Source organism: Pseudonocardia sp. McavD-2-B (assembly GCF_024124365.1).
GTDB classification, from domain to species: domain Bacteria; phylum Actinomycetota; class Actinomycetes; order Mycobacteriales; family Pseudonocardiaceae; genus Pseudonocardia; species Pseudonocardia alni.
The window spans coordinates 16,942-39,713 of sequence record NZ_JAMXSG010000011.1; the positions used below are offsets into that span (position 1 = coordinate 16,942).

Sequence of the window (22,772 nt, forward strand, 5' to 3'; positions counted from 1 at the left end):
CCCGCTCATCGGGCGGGGATCATGGGGGCGGCGTCGATCAGGTCGAACAGCCGCGCCGCCCCGGTCGTGGTCGGCACCGGCTCCGGTGTCTGCTCCGGTGACGACTCTGCGGCGACGGGCGCGGCGAGCAGGGCACTGACGTGGTCGGTCAGCTCGCCGACCGTCGGGTGGTCGAACGCGACGGTCGTCGGCAGGTCCAGCTCCGTGGCGGCGAACAGGACGTTGCGCAGCTCGACGGCGGTGAGCGAGTCCAGCCCCAGGTCCACGAACCGAGCACCGGGGTCGATCGCGGCGGCGTCCGGGTGGGCCAGGATCTCCGCCGCGGCGTCCCGGATCAGGGTGAGGACGGCAGCCCGGCGGCCTGCGGCGTCGAGCCCGACGAGCTCGTCCCGCCTGCCCGACTCCACCGCCGCGGCCCGTGGTGCGGGAGCCGTCGCCCCCACAAGCGCACGCAGCACGGCCGGGGTGTCGACCCGGCGTCGCAGCGCCGCGTGGTCGAAGGCGGCGACGACCGGGGCCGGGTCCGCGGCGGCGACCGCCTCGTCCAGCAGGGCCAGCGCCGCGGCCTCCGGCATCGGCAGGATGCCGGAGCGGGCCATGCGGGCGCGGTCGGCGGCGGAGAGGGTGTCCCCCATGCCGCCGCTCTCGTCGGCCCACAGGCCCCAGGCGATCGAGGTCGCCGGGGTGCCCGCTGCCACCCGCCGCACGGCGAGTGCGTCGAGGTAGGCGTTGGCCGCGCCGTACGCGGCCTGGCCCGTGTTGCCGACGGTGCCTGCGAGCGAGGAGAACAGGACCAGGCGCGGGGCGCGGTCGCCCAGCGTCAGCTCATGCAGGTGGGTGGCGGCGTCGACCTTCGCCCGCAGGACCGCCTCGATCCGCTCAGGGGTCAGTGAGGCGACGAGGCCGTCGTCGAGGACGCCCGCGGCGTGCACGACCGTGCCGAGCGACGGGACGGACTCAAGCAGCCCGGCCACGGCGGCACGGTCGGCGACGTCGCAGGCCGCGAGCGTGACCTCCGCTCCCGCGGCCGCCAGCTCCGCGCGCAGCTCCTCGGCCCCCGGCGCAGCGGCGCCCCGCCTGCTGGCGAGGACGAGCCTGCGCACCCCCTTCTCGACGAGGTGGCGGGCCACGACCGCGCCCAGGCCACCGGTGCCGCCGGTGACGAGCACCGCCTGCTCGGGGTCCCACGAGGCGGGTTCGCCTTCAGGCGCCACGGCGAGCGCCGGGGCCAGCGGTGCACCGTCCCGGACGGCGAGCTCCGGCGCACCCGTCCCGAGCAGCGCGCCGACGTCGACGGGATCGAGCCCGGTGCCCTCGGCGGGAAGGTCGACCAGCACGATCCGTCCGGGATGCTCGGCCTGGACGCCGCGGACCAGACCGCGCACCGCGGCGCCGGCGGGGTCCGGCTCCGGGTCGGACCCCGCAGCGCGGACGGCCCCGTAGGTGACCACGACCAGCGTCGTCGGCTCGGGGTGCTCCGCGGCGAGGAACGCCTGCACCAACTCCAGAGCCCGCAGCGTCTCGCGACGGGCGCCCGCCGCGGTGGTGTCCCGGCCGACCTCGACCAGGACGTGCCCGCTCTCGGCACGCGTCTCCCCGTCGGGGACCTGCCGCCAGACGAGCTCGTGCCGGGCCCCGGTGGCCACCGCACCCGGCAGCGCGTCGAGCCGCATCTCGCGGGTGACCAGCGCCTCGATCGTGGCGACCGGCCGCCCGGTCCCGTCCGCGAGGTCCAGCCGGACGGTGTCGTCCCCGGCGACCCGCGCCCGCACCCGCAGCTCCCGTGTGCCGGGCGCGCCGAGGAACCGGACGCCGCGGAAGGCGAAGGGCAGCCGCGGCTCGTCGCCGGTCGGGATCACGAGGGCGGCGCTGTGGAGGGCGGCGTCGAGCAGGGCGGGATGCAGGGCGAACCCGTCCGTGTCGACCTCGCCGGGGAGGGTGACCTCGGTTCCGACCTCGCCCTCGGAGCGCCAGGCGGTGTGCACGCAGCGGAACACCGGCCCGTAGTCCAGGCCGAGATCGCCCAGCAGCGTGTAGATCTGCGCCGCGGGCACGGGCTCGCCGGTGGGCGGCCACTGCAGCTCCAGAGACTCCTTCGCGGAGTCGCCGAGCAGCCCTGTCGCGACAACGGCCCACGGCTCGTCGGGCTGTCGGGCGTGTAGCGTGACCGTGAGGCCGTCCGAACCAGGCTCGGTCACCACCTGCAGCTCCACCCGTCCGTTCGGTGGCACCACGAGCGGCGCCCGCAGCACCAGCTCCTCGACGACCGGGAAACCGGACCGCGCGCCGATCTGGTGGGTGAGCTCGACCAGCGCCGCGCCCGGGACCAGCACGGTCCCGGCGACGGCGTGGTCGGTCAGCCACGGGTGCGTCGCGGCAGACACCCCGCCCAGGTGCACGGCACGTCCCGGCTCGGCCAGCTCGACGACCGTGTCCAGGAACGGGTGGTCCGCGGCGGCGAGACCGGAGCCGGTGGCCCGCGGCGGGTCGGTGGGGGCGAGCCAGTGCCGATCGCGCTGGAACGCGTAGGTGGGCAGCTCGACGGCCCGGACTCCGGCCCCGAAGTCCCAGGTCACCGGCACACCGTGGGCGTGCAGCTCGCCGAGGGCCAGTGCCAGGGCGGCGGGTCCGGAGCGGTCCTTGCGCAACGTCGACACCGCGGCGGGGTCGCCGAGGACGGTGCGCACCATGGCGGTGAGGACGCCGTCCGGTCCCAGCTCGACGAAGGTGTCCCCGCCGGTGGCGCGGACCGCGTCGGCAAACCGGACCGGCCGCCGGACGTGCTCCACCCAGTACTCGGCCGTCGCGGGCTCGTCGCCTGCGGACAGGCCCGTCAGCGCGGAGACGATCGGGATCGTCGGCGCCGCGTACGCCACGCTCTGCGCGACCGCGCGGAACTCGGCCAGCATCGGCTCCATCAGCGGGGAGTGGAAGGCGTGCGACACGGTCAGCTTCCGGACCTTGCGGCCCCAGCCCTCCACCTCGGCGGCGAGCGCGGTGACCGGGCCCTCCGCGCCGGAGAGCACCGCGGCCTCGGGTCCGTTGACGGCGGCGAGGCCTGCCTGCGGCACGCCGTCGAGCAGCGGGAGCAGCTCGTCCTCGCTCGCCTGGACCGCGATCATCACCCCGCCCGCGGGCAGCGCCTGCATCAGCCTGCCGCGGGCGGTGACCAGCCGCGCGGCATCCGCGAGTGAGAACACGCCGGCGACGTGCGCGGCCGCGATCTCGCCGATCGAGTGCCCGGCGAGCGCGGTCGGGTGCACACCGCGAGCCGCGAGCAGCCGGAACAGGGCCACCTGAAGGGCGAACAGGGCGGGCTGGGTGAAGGAGGTCTGGTCGAGCAGGGCCGCCTCGGGGGTACCCGGCTCGGCCCACATCACCTCACGCAGCGGCACGTCCAGGTGCGGGTCGAGCGCCGCGCACACCTCGTCGAGCGCGGCCGTGAAGACCGGGTCGACGAGGTCGCGCCCCATCCCGACCCGCTGGCTGCCCTGCCCGCTGAACAGGAACACCGGCCGGGCGCCGCGCGCGGTGCCGGTGCGGACCTCGCGGGCGGGGCGACCGGCGGCGAGCGCGTCGAGCCCGCTGAGCAGCGCATCCGTTTCCTCGCCGACCACCACGGCCCGGTGGTCGAACGCCGTGCGGGTGTCGACCAGCGAGGACGCCACGTCGACCGGGCGCACCGAGCGAGCGCGCACGAAGGCCGCGAGACGGGCGGCCTGGTCGCGCAGCGCCTGCGGGTCGCGAGCGGAGAGCAGCCAGGGAACGGCCCCGTCGACCGAGTCGTCCATCAGGTCCTCGGCGGCAGGCGCCTCCTCCAGCAGCACGTGCGCGTTCGTCCCGCCGATCCCGAAGCCAGACACCCCGGCCCGGCGGACCCGGTCCACCTCGGGCCACGGCACCGTCTCGGCCACAAGCCGCACGCCGTCCCAGTCCACCTTGGACGACGGCGCGTCCACGTGCAGGGTCGCCGGGAGCACCCCGTGCTCCATCGCCTTGACCATCTTGATCACGCCTGCGACGCCTGCCGCGGCCTGGGTGTGGCCGATGTTGGACTTCAGCGACCCGACGAGCAGCGGCCGGTCCGCAGGCCGGTCGGCGCCGTAGGTCGCCACGAGCGCGCCCGCCTCGATCGGGTCCCCGAGCGGGGTGCCGGTCCCGTGCGCCTCGACCACGTCGACGTCCGCGGGGGTCAGGCAGGCGTCGGCCAGCGCCCGGGTGATCACCCGCTGCTGGGCCGGGCCGTTCGGCGCGGTGAGGCCGTTGCTGGCGCCGTCGTGGTTCACGGCCGAGCCGCGGACCACCGCCAGCACCCGGTGGCCGCGAGCCTGAGCGTCGGACAGCCGCTCCAGCACGATCAGCCCCACGCCCTCGGCCCAGGCCGCCCCGTCCGCCGCCTCGGCGAACGGCTTGCACCGGCCGTCGGGCGCCAGCGCGCGCTGCCTGCTGAACTCGACGAAGGACGACGGCGTGGCCATCACGGCCGCGCCCCCGGCCAACGCGAGGTCGCACTCCCCGCCGCGCAGCGCCGTGGCGGCCAGGTGTAGCGAGACGAGCGAGGCGGAGCACGCCGTGTCCACCGTGACCGATGGTCCGCGCAGGTCCAGCTGGTAGGAGAGCCGTCCACACGCGACGCTGCCCGCGCTGCCGAGCCCTACGTACCCCTCGACGGCGGGTGGGATGGTCCGCAGCCGGGGGCCGTAGTCGTGGTACATCTCGCCCACGAAGACCCCGGTGCTGCTGCCGCGCAGGCCCGCCGGGTCCATCCCGGCGTGCTCGAAGGCCTCCCAGGCGGTCTCCAGCAGCATGCGCTGCTGGGGGTCGATGGCGGCCGCCTCCCGGTTGCTGATCCCGAAGAACGCAGCGTCGAAGCGGTCGACCGGGTCGAGGAAGCCGCCGTGGCGGGTGTAGGAGGTGCCGGCGTGGGTGGGATCGGGGTCGTAGAGGCCCTCGACGTCCCAGCCGCGGTCGGTGGGGAACCCCGTGATCGCGTCGGTGCCCGCGCTGACCAGGTCCCACAGCTCATCCGGGCCGGTCACGCCGCCGGGGAAGCGGCACGCCATCCCGACAATCGCGATCGGCTCGGCCGCCGCCCGCTCGCGGTCGGCGAGCCTGCCGCGGAGCTCGACCAGCTCGGTCGTGGCCTGCTTGAGGTAGTCCCGCAGCTTCTGTACGTCTGCCATCGCCCGTCATCCGTTCCGGTTGTCGATCATCGCGAACATCTCGTCGTCGGACACGTCGCCGAGCTGGACGACCGGTGCGACCGTGGCCGGCTCGGCCACGGGGGTGAGCCGCCCGTCGAGGAGCTCGGCGATGGCCGAGGCGGACGGGTGGTCGAAGACCATCGTCGCCGGCAGGCGCAGCCCGGTGGCGGACCCGAGCCGGTTGCGCAGCTCCACCGCGCCGAGCGAGTCCAGCCCCAGCGCCGCCAGCGGCCTGCCGACGTCGACCGAGTCCGGGGTCGGGTGGGCCAGCACCGCGGCGACCGTGGTGCGGACCAGGTCGAGGAGCACGTGCCTGCGCTCGGGCCCCTCGGTCTCGCCGAGCCTGCGCAGCAGCGGCGAGGTCTCCGTCGGTGTCGCCGAGGCCTGCGTCGGCTCGGCGACAGGCACCGCGTTCCTCCCGGTCAGGCTGCGCAGCAGCGGCCGGTCCGGCGCGCTCGCCGCGTCGAGACGCGCGGCGACGACCTGCGGCGCGCCGAGGTCGAGCGCGGCGTCGAACAGTGCGAGGCCGGTCTCGGCGGGCATCGGGAGGATGCCGGTGGCGCCGAGCCTCGCCTTGCCCGCCTCGCCCATCTGCGAGCTCATCGCGCTGCCGGGAGCCCAGAGCCCCCAGGCGATCGAGACCGCGGGCAGCCCGTCGGCGCGACGGTGCTGCGCCAGCGTGTCGAGCGCGGCGTTGGCGGCGGCGTAGCCCGCCTGACCCGCGTTGCCCAGGGCGGCCGCGATCGAGGAGAACAGCACGAACAGCGGCGGCGCGGCCTCGCGGGTGAGCTCGTCGAGGTGCCGCGCGGCGTCGACCTTGGGCCGCAGCACCGTGTCGAGCCGCTCGGGGGTCAGCGACTCCAGGATCCCGTCGTCGAGCACACCCGCGGCGTGCACGACCCCGACCAGCGGGTGGGCGGCGGGGATCGCGGCGAGCGTCGCAGCGAGGGCGTCCCGGTCCGCGGCGTCGCAGGCCGCCACCGTGGTCTCGGCGCGGTCGGCCAGCTCGGCGACGAGCTCGTCCGCCCCGGACCCGCTGCGGCTGGTGAGCAGCAGGTGCCGCACCCCGTGGTGCTCGACGAGATGGCGCGCCAGCAGCTGCCCGAGGGTTCCGGTGCCGCCGGTCACCAGCACCGTGCCCTCGGGGTCGATCGGTGCGGCCGAGCGCGTCGGAAACCGGGGCAGGAGCCGCGGGACGAGCACCGCTCCCCCGCGCACCGCGACCTCCGGCTCACCCGTCGCGAGGGCGGCGGGCAGGTCGTCCGGCTCGCCACCCGAATCGATGTCGACCAGCACGAACCGGCCCGGGTGCTCGGTCTGGGCGCTGCGCACCAGGCCGTGCACGGCCCCCGCGGCGAGATCCAGCGACTCGTCCCGGCCCGTGGCGACACCGCCGCGGGTGCGGACGACCAGCGGTCCGGTCGCGTCCGGGTCGGCCAGCCGTTCCTGCAGCGCCGCGAGGACGGTGGCCAGCGCCTCCCGCTCGGTCGCGCCGACGGCGTCGAGGACCTCGTGCTCACCGACCGGCACGACGGCACCGTCCGGCGCCGTCCACTCCACCTCGAGCAGCGGGTCGGTCTGCGCGGCCGCGAGCGCCCGCAGCCGGGCCAGCGCGATCGGCCGCACGGCGAGCCCCTCGACCTCCGCGACGAGCGTGCCGGTCGCGTCCGCCGCGGCCACGTGCAGGCCCTCCTCAGTGGGAACAAGCCGCACCCGCAGGGCGCTCGTCCCCGGCTCCGCCGCCGCCCACACCCCGCGCCAGGCGAACGGCAGCGGGACCTGTCCGGTCTCCCCGATCGCGCCGGTCAGCACCATCGGGTGCAGGGCGGCGTCGAGCAGGGCCGGGTGCACGACGAACCCGGGCTCGGCGTCCATCGGCAGTGCGACGTCGGCGTAGAGCGTGGTCCCGTCCCGCCAGAGCGCGCGCAGGCCCTGGAAGGCGGGGCCGTAGTCGTACCCGCGCTCGGCGAGTGTGGCGTAGGCCCCCTCGAGCTCGACGGCCTCGGCGCCCGCGGGCGGCCAGCTCGCCGCCCAGCTCGCCATGGGCGCCGCCACGACACCTCCGGTCCGGCCGACGGCGTGGCAGGTCCAGGCCCCGCCGTCCGCCGGTCGGGAGTGGACCTCGACCGCCCGGGACCCGTCGAGGTCCCGCGCGCCCAGCACCACCTGCAGCACGACCTCGCCGTCCGCGGGCACCAGGCACGGAGCCTGCAGGGTCAGCTCGTCGACCCGACCGGCCGCCCCCCGCAGGGCCAGCTCGACGAGCGCGGTACCGGGCAGCAGGACCGTGCCGCTGACCGCGTGGTCCGCGATCCACGGGAACCGGCGCAGGGCAACCGCCCCGGTCAAGACCGTCTCATCCCGCCCCGCGACGTCCACGGCCGCGGTGAGCAGCGGGTGCCCGGTCTCGGGCAGGGCCGCCGAGGAGAGCGCGCGCGGCGCGGCCACGTCCTGGTTCAGCCAGAACCGCTGCCGCTCGAAGGGGTAGGTGGGCAGGTCGACCGTCCGCGCGGACGAGTCGAAGGCTGCCGCCCAGTCGACGGTCCCGCCGTGCACGTACAGCGTTGCGAGCGCGGCGAGCATCCGGGCCTGCCCGCCGTCGTCGCGGCGCAGGGTGCCGGTGACGGCGCCTGCGGAGTCCGCCTCGTCGACCAGGTCCTCGACGGCGATGGTCAGCACCGGGTGCGGGCTGACCTCGACGACGTGCCGGTGGCCCGCCCGCACCAGCGACCGGACGACGTCGGCGAACCGCACCGGGCGGCGCAGGTTGCGGAACCAGTACTCGGCGTCCAGCGTCGCGGTGTCGACCTGCGCGCCGAGCACCGTGGAGTGGAACGGGACGTCGGTCGACCGGCACTCGACCGTGCCCAGCTCCGCGAGCAGCGGCTCGTGCAGGGCGTCGACCGCGGCGGAGTGCGACGCGTAGTCCACCGGGATCCGCTTGGCGCGCACGCCGCGGGCCACGAACTCCGCCACGGCCGCGTCGACGGCGGCGACCTCGCCTGCCACGACGGTGACGCGGGAGCTGTTGACCGCGGCGATGTCCACCGCGCCGGGGGTCTTCCGCAGCACCTCCTCGACGTCGGAGACCGGCGCCGGGATCGACGCCATGGTGCCCGTCCCGGCGAGCGAGGCCAGCAGCCTGCTGCGCACGGCGACGATCCGGGCGCCCTCCTCGATCGACAGCGCGCCGATCGCGGTGGCCGCGGCGATCTCCCCCTGGGAGTGCCCGACGACCGCTGCCGGCGTCACCCCGTGGGCCTGCCACTGCCGGGCCAGCGACACCATGACGGCCCACAGCGCGGGCTGGACGACCTCCACGCGCTGGAGCTCGGTTCCGTCGCCACGCAGGACGTCGAGCAGGGAGAAGTCGGCGTGCGGGGCCAGGGCGTCGTGGCAGGCGGTGAGCGTTGCCGCGAACGTCGGGTCGGCCATCAGCGCGATGCCCATCCCCCGCCACTGCGAGCCCTGCCCGGGAAACACCAGCACCGGGGCGCCCGGGGAGGTCGCGGTCCCGGTCACGACGGCGTCGGTCGGCTCGCCCTCGGAGAGGTCGCGCAGCCCGCGCAGCAGCTCCGCACGGTCCCGGCCGATCACCACGGCCCGGTGGTCGAACGTCGCGCGAGTGGCCGCGAGGGACAGCCCGACGTCCTCGGGCGCGAGGCCCGGGCTGCGGTCCAGCAGGTCGGCGAGCTGCTCGGCTCGCGCCTCCAGCGCGGACGAGGTCGGGGCGGAGAGAGCCCACGGCAGTGGCCCGTCGACCGGCTCGCGTCCGGGGGCCTCGGTCGCGGGCGGCTGCTCCAGCACCACGTGGGCGTTGGTGCCGCCGATGCCGAACCCGGAGACCGCCGCCCGGCGGGGACGGCCGGTCTCGGGCCACGCGGTCGTCTCGGTGACCAGCCGCACCGCCCCGGAGGCCCAGTCGACCTGCGGCGACGGCTCGTCGACGTGCAACGTGCCCGGGACCTGCCCGTGCTCCATCGCCTTGATCATCTTGATCACGCCGCCGACGCCGGCCGCGGCCTGAGTGTGCCCGATGTTGGACTTGAGCGAGCCGAGCAGCAGCGGCCGGTCCGCCGGACGGGCCGCGCCGTAGGTGGCGAGCAGCGCGCCCGCCTCGATCGGGTCGCCCAGAGGGGTACCGGTCCCGTGCGCCTCGACGACGTCGACGGCGTCCGTCCCCAGACCCGCGTCGGCCAGTGCCCGCTCGATCACCCGCTGCTGCGCGGGCCCGTTCGGCGCGGTGAGGCCGTTGCTGGCGCCGTCGTGGTTGACCGCCGAGCCCCGCAGCACGGCGAGCACCGGGTGGCTCTCGCGGCGGGCGACCGAGAGCCGCTCCACCGCCACCATCCCGACACCCTCGGACCACGCGGTGCCGTCCGCGGCCCCTGCGAAGGGCTTGCACCGGCCGTCGGCCGCGAGCCCGCGCTGACGGCTGAACTGCACGAACAGCCCGGGCCCGGACATGATCGTCACGCCGCCCGCCAGGGCCAGGTCGCACTCGCCGCTGCGCACCGCGCGCGCCGCGAGGTGCAGCGCGGACAGCGAGGCCGAGCACGCGGTGTCGATCGTGAGCGACGGACCGTCGAAGCCGAAGACGTACGAGATCCGGCCCGCCGCGACGCTCATGTGGATGCCGGTGAGCAGGTGGCCCATCGACTCGTCCGCGGGCTCGTCGAGCCGCGGGCCGTACTCCTGGTCCATCGCACCGACGTAGACGCCGACCGACCGTCCCCGCAGTGCCGTCGGGTCGATCCGGGCCCGCTCCAGTGCCTCCCACGTGGTCTCCAGCAGGAGCCGCTGCTGCGGGTCCATGGCCGCGGCCTCGCGGGGTCCGATGTGGAAGAAGCCGGGGTCGAACAGCCCCGCTCCGTTCAGGAAGTGGCCGTGGCGGGTATAGCAGGTGCCCGCGACGGTGGGATCCGGGTCGTAGAGGCCCTCGACGTCCCAGCCGCGGTCGGTCGGGAACTCGGAGACCGTGTCGACGCCGTCGAGCACCGCCTGCCAGAGCTTCTCGGGGGTGTCCAGCCCACCCGGGTAGCGGCAGGCCATGCCGACCACCACGACCGGGTCGTCCTCGTCCGCCTCCGGGGCGGGAGCGGCGGCGGTCTCGCCCACAGAGAACCAGTGCCGGGTCCGCTGGAAGGGGTAGGTCGGCAGGTCCACCACCGGCCCGGCCGGGTACCAGGAGCCCACGTCGACCGGCACGCCACGGACGAACAGCTCAGCCGCCGAGCGGAGCACGCCCGCGAGCTGCAGCGGGGTGTCGACGACGTCGACGGGCAGGTCCGGCGCGAGCTCACGGCCAGGGCCGAGCACGAGGAAGACGTTGTGCCCCTGGGCGAACAGGTCCCGGACACGCTCCTCGAGCCCGCCCGTGGTCGGGTGCGTGTCGAGCCGCCGCGCCGCCTCGTCCAGGGTGATCTCGCCCGTGACCGTCGCGGCGGCGAGCTCCCCGATCCCCTCCCCGACGACGGCGTAGCCGGTGTCGGGCACCACGCCCGCGGCCCGCCACAGCGCGGCGAGTGCCACCAGCGTCGCCCAGCGGACGGTCTCGGTCTCGACACCGCTGCGCAGCGCGCTCTCCAGGGAGGTGTCCCCCACCGCCTCGCCGCACGCGGCGAACGCGTCGGCGAAGACGGGCGAGGAGTCCAGCAGCTCGTCCGCCGCGCCCTCCCAGGTGTCCGGGAACACCAGGACGGGCGTCGCAGCGACGTGCGCGACGCCCTCGACCACCGTGTCGTCGCGGCGGTCGCCTGCGACGGCGGCCAGTGCGGTGGCGAGGCTCCCCGCCGCGTCCGGGAACAGCACGGCCCGGTGCGCGAGCGGCGACCGGGTGGCGGCGAGCGACCGCCCGACCGCCGTACTCTCCGACAGCTCCGCGAGTCGCTCGGCCTGCGCCCGCAGCGCGGCCGCGGAGCGGGCGGACAGGACCCAGGGCAGGCCGGTGCCCGACCCGCGCTCCTCGACGGGGGCCGCCACCGGTGCCTCGCCCAGCACGACGTGGCAGTTCGCTCCGCCCACCCCGAACGAGCTCACTCCGCCGACCAGGCGCTCGTCGGGACGCGGCCACGGCCCGGTCGCGGTCTGGACCCGCAGGCCCAGCTCGTCGAGCGGGATGGCGGGGTTGGGGGTGGTGTGGTGCAGGGTCGCGGGCAGCTCGCGGTGGGCGAGCGCGAGCACCACCTTGAGGAACCCGGCGATGCCCGCGGCGCCCTCGAGGTGCCCGATGTTGGTCTTGACGGACCCGACCGCCACGGGCGACACCGAGCCGAGCGCCTCGCCGACCGCCGCCGCCTCGATCGGGTCGCCCACGGGCGTGCCCGTGCCGTGCAGCTCCACGTACTGCGCGGCCGACCGGTCGAGACCCGCCGCCGCATACGCCCGGCGTAGGACGTCCGCCTGCGCGCGGGCGTTGGGCACGGCCAGGCCACCGGCCCCGGGCTCGGTGAGCCCGGCGCCGTCGTGGGACAGCGCGTCGCCGAGCACCACCGCATGGATCCGGTCACCGTCGGCCACCGCCGCCGACAGCGTCTTCAGCACGACGAGCCCGGCGCCCTCGCCCCGGACGAAGCCGTTCGCGCGCGCGTCGAACACGAAGCACCGGGCGTCCGGGGACAGGGCCCCGAAGCGTTGCGCGGTCAGGGCGCCCGTGGGCGCGAGGTTGAGCTGGACCCCGCCCGCGAGGGCAACGTCCGTCTCGCCGCGGCGCAGGCTCTCGCAGGCCAGGTGCACCGCGACCAGCGACGACGACTGCGCGGTGTCGACGACCACGCTCGGGCCACCGAGCCCCAGGACGTGGGACACCCGGTTCGCGATCGCCGCGCGCGACACCCCGGTCAGGGTGTGCCGGTCGACCGCACCCGCCGCCGCGGCGAGCGCCGCGTAGTCGTCCCCGGCCGCGCCGACGAACACCCCCGCACGACCGCCGTGCAGCGACAGCGGGGGTGTCCGCGCGTCCTCGAGCGCCTCCCACGCCAACTCCAACAGCAGCCGCTGACGCGGGTCCATCCCGTCGGCCTCCCGCGGCGAGACGCCGAAGAAGTCCGCGTCGAACAGGTCGACGTGGTCGAGGTGGCCCGCCTGCCCGGTGGTGGCCGCCGTGCCCGGCGTCCGGCTCGACGGCGGAGCGCCGACGGCGTCGACCCCGTCGGCCAGGACCCGCCAGAAGGCGCCGGGATCGGGCGCGCCGGGCAGCCTGCAGGCCAGCCCGATCACGGCGACGGGTTCGGTCGGTGTGGTCGTCATGTTCGGTGACACCCCTGGTCTGTCCGGTGGTGGTCGTCTGTGGGAGTCCGAACGACGGTGTTCGGGTGGGGCCGTGCGGGAAGGGGCGTCAGGCCCCGAGGATGCGGCGGGTCTGGCGGCCGACGGCCAGCAGCGTGCCGGTCGAGTCCCAGAGCGAGCTGGAGTCGACGCTCCACGCGTCGCTGGCCTGCTCGGTCCGCACCTCGATGAGCGACCAGCCGTCCCCGCCGCCGATGCCGTCGAGGCCGTCGGTGAGATGGACCGAGAACTCGGCGGTGGGGATCGGGACGGGCGCGGTGGTCAGGGCGTAGAGGGCGGGCGGCATCGAGTCGAGCAGCACCACCGCGGTCTCCGCGGCGTCGAACTGCGGCTCGCGCAGCCGGATCCAGGCGCGCAGCACCGGGTCCGTGCCACCGTCGAACGGGCGCACGTCGCCCGCCATCCGCACCTCGAGGTGCTGGATGAACGGCACCGGTCCCGGGTCGAACCCGGCGTCCGGGCAGTCCTCGACCGGTGGCACGGCGGGAGGCGGGCTCGGCTGGTGCACGGGCGCCGAGCGCCCGGCCAGGAAGGTCGTGGCCAGGACGGACGCCGCGCCGCCCTCCCGCAGCACCGACCGGGCCAGCACGCTGCCTGCCGAGCGGCGCATGACCTCGGTCGCCAGGTGCAGCCCACCGTCGGCGATCGGGCGGAGCAGCGAGCCGTGGACGGAGCGGACGCCGAGGTCGCCCGCGTGGCGCCGGGCGTGGCGGACCAGCATCGCCGCGGCCAGACCGCCGTGCACACCGCTCCAGGACCACCACGTGCGGTCCACCGGCGGGATCTCCACGACCCCGCCGTCGGGCTCGGCCGTCGTGGTCATCAGGACCCGGCCACCGCGAGCGCGGGCTCGGACTCGGCCCGGACCAGCGCCTCGATCTCGTCGACGTTCAGGAACGGGACCTCGCGCAGGCTCGCCAGGCTCTCCTCGACGCTGACCGCCTGCTGTGCCAGCACGGCGCGCGCCACCGCCGGGGAGGCGCCGAACTCGGGGATCTTGATCAGGCGGGACCCGAAGCTGTAGAGGTGGCGCGCGGTCTGCGGGTCGTGGATGGAGGCGCTGTACATCAGCCGCTCCATCGCGTTCAGCGGGCGCGCAGAGGCGAAGTTCTCGAAGAGCCGCTGGTAGCCGCCGACCTCGGCCTTGTGCCGACCCGCATAGGTGGCGAGCGCGGCATCCACCTCGTCGTCGACGTCGAGGGTGTCGGCCACCGAGTCGGCGAGCCAGGAGGCCGACTGCATGCCCCAGGCGCAGCCGATGCCCCACATCGGGTCGGTGGACAGCGCCGCGTCGCCGACCAGGGCGAGGCCGGGCGCCGCGTGCGGGTGCCGCTCGCGCAGCGAGAAGTCCATCATCCCGTTGAACTTCGAGACCCGCTCGGCGTCGTCGATGGGCGGGGCGTCGGGCAGCGCGCGGACGAAGCGGTGGAAGGCGCCCTCGGTGTCCTCGCGGAAGGCGGCGAGGTGCTCCTCGGTCTTCTTCGGCGCGACGATGACGACGCTGACCCCGTCCTCGTTCGGCATCACGTAGGCGCCGTCGGGGTCGAGGAACCAGATGTTGGTGGGCGGGTCCTCGCGCGGCTGCAGGTCCTGGAAGTAGGCGAAGTAGGCGAAGCGGTTGTTGGGCGTGACCTTCATGTCCGCCCCGGAGAGCTGCGCGAGCTTGGAGAAGCGGCCGTCCGCGCCGACGACGAGCCGGGCGTGGATCGTCTCCTCCGCACCGTCCCGGGTCTTGACGCGGACGCCGGTCACCCGGTCGCCCTCGCGGACCAGGTCGGTCACGGTCTGGCCGAGCCGGAGCTCGACGCCGGGGGTCTCGGCCGCCATCCGGCGGAAGATCGGGTCGAGTGCCTGTCGCCGCAGGTTGAGCCCGTGCGGGAGGTCCTCGGAGCCCTCCTCGGCGCGCGGTCGGACCCAGCCCCAGCGGGTCCAGTAGTTCGAGCGGTGGTGGACGGCGCCCGCCGCCTCCATCGCCGGGCGCACGCCGAGCCGGTCGAGGACGGGCATCGCGGAGGGCTGCAGGGTGTGGGTGCAGAAGACCTTGTAGGCGTCCTCGCGGGTGTGCTTCTCCAGCAGCAGGACGCGGGCCCCGCCCCGGGCGAGCAGGGTCGCGGCGGTGTTGCCCGCGATGCTCGCGCCGACGACGATCACATCGGGATCGGTGGTCATGGTTCCTCCAGTTCGTCTTGCACGGCCACCGGCACGAACCGGTGGGATCGGACGGGTGCCGCGACGGTGCACGCGGCGGACGGTCAGGCGGGGGTGCCGACCTCGGGCTCGGGGCTCGGCGCCGCAGGGGTCGCAGGCACCAGCCCGCGGGTCGACCCGTGCCGGAGCACCCGGCGCACCATCGACGGGCTGAGCAGGGCGGTCGGCGGCTCGACGAGGTTCGACACACGCAGGAAGGTGCGGGCGACCGCGGGGTCGCGGTGCGCGGCGACCAGGATCCGCTTGAGCCACCTGTTGGTCAGCTTCGTCCGCAAGGTGCGGCGGCCCTCGACCGCCGGGTGCGCGAGGTCGCTGCCGGTCGACGTCTGCCATGCGGCGTCGATCCTGCGGGCGGCGGCGCGGTAGAAGCGGCGCGGCAGGTCCCGCGACCCGGACCGCAGGCAGTCCCGCAGCTCGACCGCCTCCTGCGCGGCCACGGTCATGCCCTGGGCGTAGACGGGGTTCAGGCAGCACACGGCGTCGCCGATCACGACGAACCCCTCGGGCGGGCTCGCCAACCTCTCGAAGTACCGGCGTCGGGAGCCCTTGAAGCGATAGGGCACCGCGTCCTCGATCGGCTCGGCCGCGTCCAGGACCCGGTGGACGTCTCCGGACGGCAGCGACGCGGCGAAGGCGCGGTAGCCGTCGTCGTCGTTCGGCGGGTGGTCGCCCAGGGTTCCGCCGAGCGTCACGTGCCAACGGTCGCCCTCGATCGCCACCATGGTCGCGCCGCGCCTGCCAGGGCCGATCGCCATGTTGACGGCACGGTCGCCGTCGAGGTGCTCCGGGAGCCTGCGGTAGATCCGCGAGGAGTAGCCGAGCTCGATCTCGACCAGCTCCTCGACCGGCCGGTCCACGCCGAGCTCGGCGAGCCAGTCCGGCGCTCGCGACGCACGGCCCGTAGCGTCGACCACGAGGTCGGCGGTGACCGTCTCCTCAGGCCCGCCCGGACCACCGACCCGCACGCCGACGACCCGGCCCGCGTCGTCGGCGACCAGGCCCGCGGCGCTGGTGCGCGGTCGGATCCCGATCTCGGGGCAGGCCTGCAGCCTGGCGCGCAGGACCCGCTCCAGGAGCGGGCGGCTCGCGAGCACGGCGGTCAGCCCGGTCGAGGTGGAGTGGGCGCGCAGACCGCCGAAGTACCACCGGGTGTCGGTCAGCACCTCGGGCGTGAGGACCCCCGCCTCGCGGAGCTCCTGGGTGATGCCGGGGAAGAGACCCTCCATGACCAGCCGGCCGGTCTCGGTGAGGCCGTGGACGTGCCTGCCCTGCGGCGCGCCGCGCCGCTGGCCCTCCCGGTCCAGGTCGTCCCGGTCGACGACGGTGACCCGCCGGTGTGAGTCGGTCAGCACCCGCGCCGCCAGCATGCCGGCGATCCCGGCCCCGAGCACGACCGCGTGCTCGCCCCGTGCTGTGGTGTCGGTCGAGCCGGTTCCGGTCATCCCGCGTCCCTCTCCTCGCGCCTCTGGACCCCGAGGCCGCCGGGGCGGCGGCTCCCGGAGCCCGTTCGTCGCGCTCACGGCGACGAGGAAACCGTGACCCCGCCGTCACGGAGGGTCAAGCACGGCCGGCGTCGCTCGAATGGGCCGATTCCGGTCGCCGATCATCGGCGGTCATGCCGGAGCGCCTCGGGTGCCATGGGACCAAGGTGTGGCCGGCCCACGGTCACCGACCCGTGAAGGACGGACATCGTGACCGCAGCCGCCGCCCCCCGCGTCACCGCCCCGCCCACCAGCCTCCGGCGCTTCCGCCCGACCGCCGAGGCCCCGGTCCGGCTCGTGTGCTTCCCGCACGCCGGCGGCGCCGCGACCGCATACGTGCCGCTCGCCGAGGCCCTCGAACCGGAGGTCGACACCCTGGCCATGCAGTACCCCGGCCGCCAGGACCGTCGCCACGAGCCGTGCCTGGACTCCGTCGACGCGCTCGCCGACGCCGCGCTCGAGGCCGTGCTCGGGGTCGCCGATCGGCCTTTCGCGCTGTTCGGCCACAGCATGGGCGCCTCGGTGGCCTTCGAGGTCACCCACCGGCTCCGCCGCGAGGGGCGGGCTCCGACAGCGCTGTTCGTCAGCGGTCGCACCGCGCCGTCGTGCATGCGGACCGACCGCGTGCACCTGCGTGGGGACGACGCCCTCCTCGCCGAGATCGCCGAGCTGGGCGGGACCGACCGGGCGTTGCTCGAGTCCGCCGAGATCCGCCGGATGGTGCTGCCCGCCCTGCGCGCCGACTACCGCGCCGCGGAGTCCTACCGCTGGTCGGGCGGTGAGCCGCCGCTGACCATCCCGCTGCACGTGCACGTCGGGGACCGTGACCCCAAGGTCCGGGTCGACGAGGCACGGGCCTGGCGGGCACAGACGGACGGCCGGTTCACCCTGACGACCTATCCGGGCGGGCACTTCTACCTCGCCGGGCAGGTCGGCGCGCTCGGCGCCGCCGTCGCCGCGGAGCTCGCGGCCGCGTGAGCGGCGGCATGGGTGGCGGCATGAGTGGCGATGTCGATGGGCCGATCGGAAGAGGCTCGTCGTTCCTGGTCACCGGTGCCCGGTGATCGAAGGATGACGCCGGGCGGACTCCCGCCTCCCCGAACAGAGGATGGACCATGAACGCCTCCCCGAACAGAGGATGGACCATGAACCGGATCGCACGGAGTGCCGGAGCGCTCCTCGCCGCACTCGGGCTGGCGACCGTCGCCGCCTGCGGTGGCAGTTCCACCGACGCAGGCACGGCCTCGCCCACCACGCCGGTGGAGCTGACGTTCCTGGGCTACAGCGTCGGCACCCCCGACCTCGGCGGGCAGGCCATGCAGGCGCTGATCGACGAGTTCCAGGCCCAGAACCCCGGCATCACCGTGAAGACGCAGCCGGTGGCGGTCGCGGACGTCCTCACCAAGCTCAAGGCGGACACCGCGGCGGGCAGCCCGCCGGACGTCGCGCAGATCGGCTGGAGCAAGATGGCCGAGGCCTACGCCGACCTGCCGATCGCTCCGGTGCAGGAGCTCGCGGGCGCGGAGTGGGCCGACCACGTCGGCGGCCCCACCCCGATCGCGCCGAGCCTTCTCGAGGCCGTGGCGAACGAGGGCGTGGTCAAGGCCATGCCGTTCACCATGTCCGTCCCCACCCTCTACTACAACGCGGACCTGTTCCGCGCCGCGGGCCTGAACCCGGACACCCCGCCCACCTCGATGGCTGAGATCGGCGCCGCGGCCCAGGCCATCGCGCGCAGCGGTGCCGCGGGCACCTACATCGCGGCGGCGGACGTCGGCAAGTCCGACTACCTGACCCAGTCGCTGATCAACACCGCAGGCGGCTCCCTGGTGAGCCCGGACGGCCAGGTGACCGTCGACGGGCCCGAGGCCGTGAACGCGCTGACCCAGGTCCAGGCCCTTACGACGTCGGGGGCCCAGCCCGCCATCTCCACCGCCGACGCCATCACGCTGTTCGGCTCCGGACGGCTCGGCATGCTGCTGGCCAGCACCGGCGCGCTGGCCTCATTCGAGAAGGCCTCCACCGGCAAGTTCGAGCTGCGCACCGCCGCGTTCCCGACGATCGACGGCAAGACCGCCAAGCCCACGTACTCCGGCGCCGGTCTCGCCGTGCTGGGCGACGACAAGGCCCGGCAGCAGGCGGCCTGGAAGTTCGTGAAGTTCATGTCGACCCCCCAGGCCTACACCACTTACGCCCAGAAGATCGGCTACCTGCCGCTGCGTCCGGCGCTGGCGAACGACCCCGCCTACCTGAAGGACTACTTCGCGCAGAACCCGCGGCTGCTCCCCGCCCTGTCCCAGCTCGACACCGTCGCGCCCTACCAGGTCTTCCCCGGTGGCCAGGCCAACCGCGCCGTCGTCGTCCTGCAGGACGAGGCGGTGGAGCCGATCGTGCTCCGCGGCGCCGACCCCACCACCACGCTGAAGGCGGCGGCCGACAAGATCCGCTCCCTGTCGACGCGGTGACGTCCACCCTCGACAGGGCGGCCCCGCGGGCCCGGGCAGCGCAACCCGGCCCGCGGGGCCGCCCGTGGCTCTATCTGGTCCCGCTCGTCCTGGCGCTCGGGGTGTGGGTCTACGGCCCGCTGCTCTGGACGGGCGTGCTGTCCCTCCTCGACTGGAACCTGATCTCGCCGAACCCCGAGTTCGTCGGCGTCGACAACTTCGTCGCGGTGTTCGGCAGGCCGGAGACGACGAACGCGCTGGTCCGCACCGGGTACTACGTGCTGGGGATGCTGCCGTTCGCCACGGTGATCCCGATGACGCTGGCGATCCTGCTGTGGCGCAGGCCCGGCCGGGCCGCCGACGGCTACCGGGCGCTGCTGTTCTCCCCGGTGGTGCTGGCCCCGGTCGCCACGGCGATCTCGTGGCAGTTCCTGCTCAGCCCCCAGCAGGGCCTGGTCAACACGGTGCTGAGCGGTGTCGGCCTGCCCGCGCCGAACTGGCTCGGCGACCCGCGCACCGCACTGCCGGTGATCGTGCTGGTCACGGCGGGCAAGATCGTGGCGCTGAACATGCTGCTGTTCTCGGCCGCGCTCGCGGGGGTCGACCGCCGGGCCATCGACGCCGCCCGCATCGACGGTGCCACCGAGTGGGAGACCACGCGGTTCATCGTGCTCCCCCAGATGCTGCGCACGATAGCGCTGCTGTCCGCGCTCTGTGTGATCGTGGCCGGTCAGTGGGTCTTCACCAACGTCGCGGCGCTCACCCGCGGCGGCCCCGACGGCGCCACCGACAACATCTACTACCGGCTCTACACCGAGGGCTTCGACTTCTTCGACGCCGGGTCCGCGTCCGCCCTCGCGGTCGCGATCACGCTCGCCCTGGCCCTGCTCTTCGGCGCCGCGGCCCTGTGGAACCGGAGGCGCTCCCGTGCGTGAGCTGCGTTGGCACACCACATTGCTCGTCACCGGGCTGGCCGTGTCCTTCCCGCTGGTCTGGGCCCTGCTGACCTCGTTCCGGCCGCAGAACGCGATCTTCGAGATCGGGCCGTCCCCGGTGTCGGTGGCGAACTACGTCGACGCGGTGACCCTCTTCCCGATCGGGCGGCTGCTGCTCAACTCGTTCGTGACGGCCCTGGGTGTGACCGCGTTGCAGCTGCTGGTCGCGGTGCTCGCCGCCTACGCCATGCTCAGCCTGGGCGCTCGCAGCCTGCGCTGGGTGCTGGGCGCGGTCACCGTCTCGCTGGTGGTGCCCCTGCAGGCCATGGTCATCCCCCAGTTCCTGATCGCGACGGGTCTGGGGTGGCGCGATTCCTACGTCGGGCTGATCGTGCCCCAGCTTGCCTCGTGCGGGCTGGCGGTGCTCCTCATGTGGGAGCACACCCGGTCGATCCCGAAGAACCTGCTCGGAGCCGCGGCGATCGACGGCGCGCGGCCCGCCGAGACGCTCTGGCACCTCGTGCTCCCCCAGCTCCGCCCCGGCCTCGGTGCCGTCGGCATCCTCGTGTTCGTCACGACCTGGAACGAGTACCTCTGGCCCGCGCTGATCGCCCCCAGCCCCACGAACACGACGATCCAGCAGGGGCTCGCGCTGTTCAACAACCAGGAAGGCGGCAACCCCGGCCCGCTGCTGGCCGCCTCCGTCCTGGCGTGTGCCCCCGTGCTGGCGGTGTACGCGATCTTCTCGCGGCGGATCACCGCTGCGTTCCTCCAAGCCGGAAGGCGTTGACGTGACCCTGGAGAAGGAGCTGACGGACCTGCCCACGGCGGGGGCCGCGGGCATCGAGCTGCGGGGGATCCGGCACCGCTACGGGACGATCCCCTCGACCGGCGCGCTCGCCCTCGACGTCGAGCACCTGGCCGTCCCCGACGGCTCGCTGTCGGTGATCGTCGGACCGTCCGGCTGTGGGAAGTCGACGATGCTCTCGATCGTCGCCGGGCTGCTGGCCCCCACCGAGGGGCGCGTGCACGTCGGCGGCGTCGACGTCACCGACGCCGCTCCGGGGGCCCGCGGGCTGTCAATGGTCTTTCAGGACTACGCGCTCTACCCCCACCTGACGGTCGCGGCGAACATCGGGTTCGGCATGCGGCTGGAGGCGCGGCACTCGCGCGGCGCGGGACCCGGCCGGGCCGAGATCGACCGCCGGGTCGGCGACGTCGCCGGGCAGCTCGGCCTGTCGGAGTTCCTCGGCCGCAAGCCCGCCCAGCTGTCCGGTGGGCAACGCCAGCGGGTCGCGCTGGCCAGGGCGATCGTGCGCAGGCGCCGGGTCCTGCTGCTCGACGAACCGCTCTCCAGCCTGGACGCCCAGCTCCGTGCCCAGGCGCGCGCGGAGCTCGCCCGACTGCACCGCGAGCTCGGCGCGACCGTCGTGATGGTCACCCACGACCAGTCCGAGGCGCTCTCGATCGCCACGCACCTGATCGTCATGCGAGGCGGGAGGGTCGTGCAGGCCGCCGCCCCCGACGAGGTCTACCGCCGCCCGGCCGACGAGTTCGTCGCGACCTTCGTCGGTAGTCCGGCGATGAACGTGCTCGAGCACGAGGGGACGCGGTGGGGATGGCGTCCGGCGGACGGCGTGGTCCACAGCGGCGGCTCGGGGACGTCGACCGGGGGTCTAGTCCTGGACGGGACCGTCGACATCGTCGAGTTCGCCGGGCACGAGCGCCTCGTCCACTGCCGCGGAGCACGCAACGGCCGGTGGTCGTTCACCGAGCCCATCGCCACGCCGCGCGCGGTGGGCGACCACGTGCACGTCCTCGTGCAGGCCGGGGACCTGCACCGGTTCGACCCCGACACGGGTGTCCGCCTCGACGCATGAGGACGGGGGACGGTGGTGGCCCGAGACCCCACCGTCCCCCGTTCGGTCGGTACTGCCGGTCAGACCGGGAACACACGCCCCGGAGCCGCCAGGTGCACCGGCCCGGTGAAGGACTCGGACGCCTCGGCGCCGCGGGCCTTGAGCCAGTCGGGGTCCGCGGTGACGAAGTGCGTGAGGACGAGCTCCCCCACGCCTGCGTCCCTAGCGACCCGACCCGCGCGGGTGGCACTCATGTGACCGTCGGAGACGTCATCCGGCAGCTCCAGGGTCGACTCGCAGAGCAGCAGGTCGGTCCCGCGGGCGAGCTCGGTGAGCCGCTCCACGTCGCAGGTGTCCCCGCTGTAGACCATGCTCGAGCCGTCGGGGCCGGTCACGCGCATCCCGCAGTTGGACATGGTGTGCTGCAAGGGACGCAGCTGCACCCGGCAGTCGCCGATCACGAGGTCGTCGCCCGGTTCGTACTCCCGGATCTCCAGCGCGCCGTGGAACGCCAGGTCGAGCTCAGGCCGGGTGGGGATCGGGAAGACGCCGGCGAGCCTGCCGAGCGCCTCCCGACCACCGACGGGCACGTAGAGCGGAATGGGTCGGTCGGGCGGCGTGCTGGTCACGGGCAGGGTCGGAAACGACTCGGCATCGAGGTGCCGCGTCATCAGCACCGCCTTGCCGAGCGGGAGCACGTCGTAGCAGTGGTCGGTGTGCAGATGGCTGATCACGATCCCGTCAAGCGCGGCGGGCGTGGTCGACGCGGTGAGCGCGGTCACCGCACCCGGCCCGCAGTCGAGCAGGATCTGGGTCGAGTCGGTCGAGACGAGGTAGGCCGAGCTGGCCTGCCCGTCGGCGGGCATGGCCGCCCGGCATCCGAGCACAGTCACGTTCACGGGTGGAATCCTCCCTGGCGACACCGCGATGTCATGCGGACTTTCCCGATCCAATGGTCGCGATCACGTCGAGCAATCGCCGAGCCGTCAGCGGGTACTCGGTGTGGTAGGCGTCAGTCGGTGGAGCGACCGGGCAGCCCGCGGACGAGCGGCGCGTCTCGGTCGATCGGGCCGGTCTTCGCCGCGCCACCGGGCGAGCCGACCCCGGCGAAGAACTCGGCGTTCGCGGTGCCGTAGGCCGCGAACGAGTGCGGGAGGTCCTCCTCGTAGTAGATCGCCTCGACCGGACAGACGGGCTCGCAGGCGCCGCAGTCCACGCACTCGTCGGGATGGATGTAGAGCATCCGGCCCCCTTCGTAGATGCAGTCGACCGGGCACTCCTCGATGCAGGACTTGTCGGTGACGTCGATGCAGGGCTCGGCGATCACATAGGTCATTGATCCTCCTCTTCGATG

At 74.6% G+C, this 22,772-nt stretch carries 11 protein-coding genes and 1 pseudogene; 5 read left to right on the plus strand and 7 right to left on the minus strand.

Annotated features, from left to right (window positions below; translation table 11 throughout):
* Positions 1–5: 5 nt before the first annotated feature.
* The 5 genes and pseudogenes from NH602_RS03320 to NH602_RS03340 form a co-directional block, all read right to left on the minus strand.
* Positions 6–5,144 (minus strand): annotated as a pseudogene (locus tag NH602_RS03320) (type I polyketide synthase); the annotation flags it as partial.
* Positions 5,145–5,189: 45 nt separating this feature from the next.
* Positions 5,190–12,452 carry a type I polyketide synthase gene (locus NH602_RS03325; RefSeq protein WP_253066988.1) on the minus strand — a complete coding sequence of 2,421 codons (7,263 nt, stop codon included), beginning with the start codon at positions 12,450–12,452 and terminating at the stop codon, positions 5,190–5,192.
* Positions 12,453–12,540: 88 nt separating this feature from the next.
* Positions 12,541–13,314 (minus strand): thioesterase family protein, encoded by a 774-nt coding sequence (locus tag NH602_RS03330; RefSeq protein ID WP_253066989.1) that lies wholly within the window; start codon positions 13,312–13,314, stop codon positions 12,541–12,543.
* Positions 13,314–14,660 carry an NAD(P)/FAD-dependent oxidoreductase gene (locus NH602_RS03335; protein ID WP_253066990.1) on the minus strand — a complete coding sequence of 449 codons (1,347 nt, stop codon included), beginning with the start codon at positions 14,658–14,660 and terminating at the stop codon, positions 13,314–13,316. Before NH602_RS03335 ends, NH602_RS03330 begins: the two co-directional genes overlap by 1 nt.
* 83 nt (positions 14,661–14,743) lie before the next feature.
* Positions 14,744–16,141, minus strand: coding sequence for an NAD(P)/FAD-dependent oxidoreductase (locus NH602_RS03340; protein WP_253066991.1), 1,398 nt, complete (start codon positions 16,139–16,141; stop codon positions 14,744–14,746).
* Between the two features lie 249 nt (positions 16,142–16,390).
* Between NH602_RS03340 and NH602_RS03345 the strand changes: the two genes are divergently transcribed.
* From NH602_RS03345 to NH602_RS03365, 5 genes are all read left to right on the plus strand, one after another.
* Positions 16,391–17,158 (plus strand): thioesterase II family protein, encoded by a 768-nt coding sequence (locus NH602_RS03345; RefSeq protein WP_253066992.1) that lies wholly within the window; start codon positions 16,391–16,393, stop codon positions 17,156–17,158.
* Between the two features lie 167 nt (positions 17,159–17,325).
* Positions 17,326–18,645: an ABC transporter substrate-binding protein gene (locus tag NH602_RS03350; RefSeq protein ID WP_253066993.1), complete on the plus strand. Its 1,320-nt coding sequence runs from the start codon at positions 17,326–17,328 to the stop codon at positions 18,643–18,645.
* On the plus strand, positions 18,642–19,559 hold the full coding sequence (locus tag NH602_RS03355) for a carbohydrate ABC transporter permease (protein ID WP_253066994.1): 918 nt from the start codon (positions 18,642–18,644) through the stop codon (positions 19,557–19,559). Before NH602_RS03350 ends, NH602_RS03355 begins: the two co-directional genes overlap by 4 nt.
* Positions 19,552–20,349 (plus strand): carbohydrate ABC transporter permease, encoded by a 798-nt coding sequence (locus NH602_RS03360; protein ID WP_253066995.1) that lies wholly within the window; start codon positions 19,552–19,554, stop codon positions 20,347–20,349. Before NH602_RS03355 ends, NH602_RS03360 begins: the two co-directional genes overlap by 8 nt.
* 1 nt (position 20,350) lies before the next feature.
* Entirely contained in the window at positions 20,351–21,439 is a 1,089-nt protein-coding gene (locus NH602_RS03365) for an ABC transporter ATP-binding protein (RefSeq protein WP_253066996.1), read from the plus strand.
* Positions 21,440–21,498: 59 nt separating this feature from the next.
* Here the strand turns inward: NH602_RS03365 and NH602_RS03370 are convergent, their stop codons facing one another.
* Positions 21,499–22,317: an MBL fold metallo-hydrolase gene (locus NH602_RS03370; protein WP_253066997.1), complete on the minus strand. Its 819-nt coding sequence runs from the start codon at positions 22,315–22,317 to the stop codon at positions 21,499–21,501.
* A gap of 113 nt (positions 22,318–22,430) precedes the next feature.
* Positions 22,431–22,754, minus strand: a complete 324-nt coding sequence (gene fdxA / locus NH602_RS03375) for a ferredoxin (RefSeq protein ID WP_253066998.1) — start codon at positions 22,752–22,754, stop codon at positions 22,431–22,433.
* Positions 22,755–22,772: the final 18 nt, after the last annotated feature.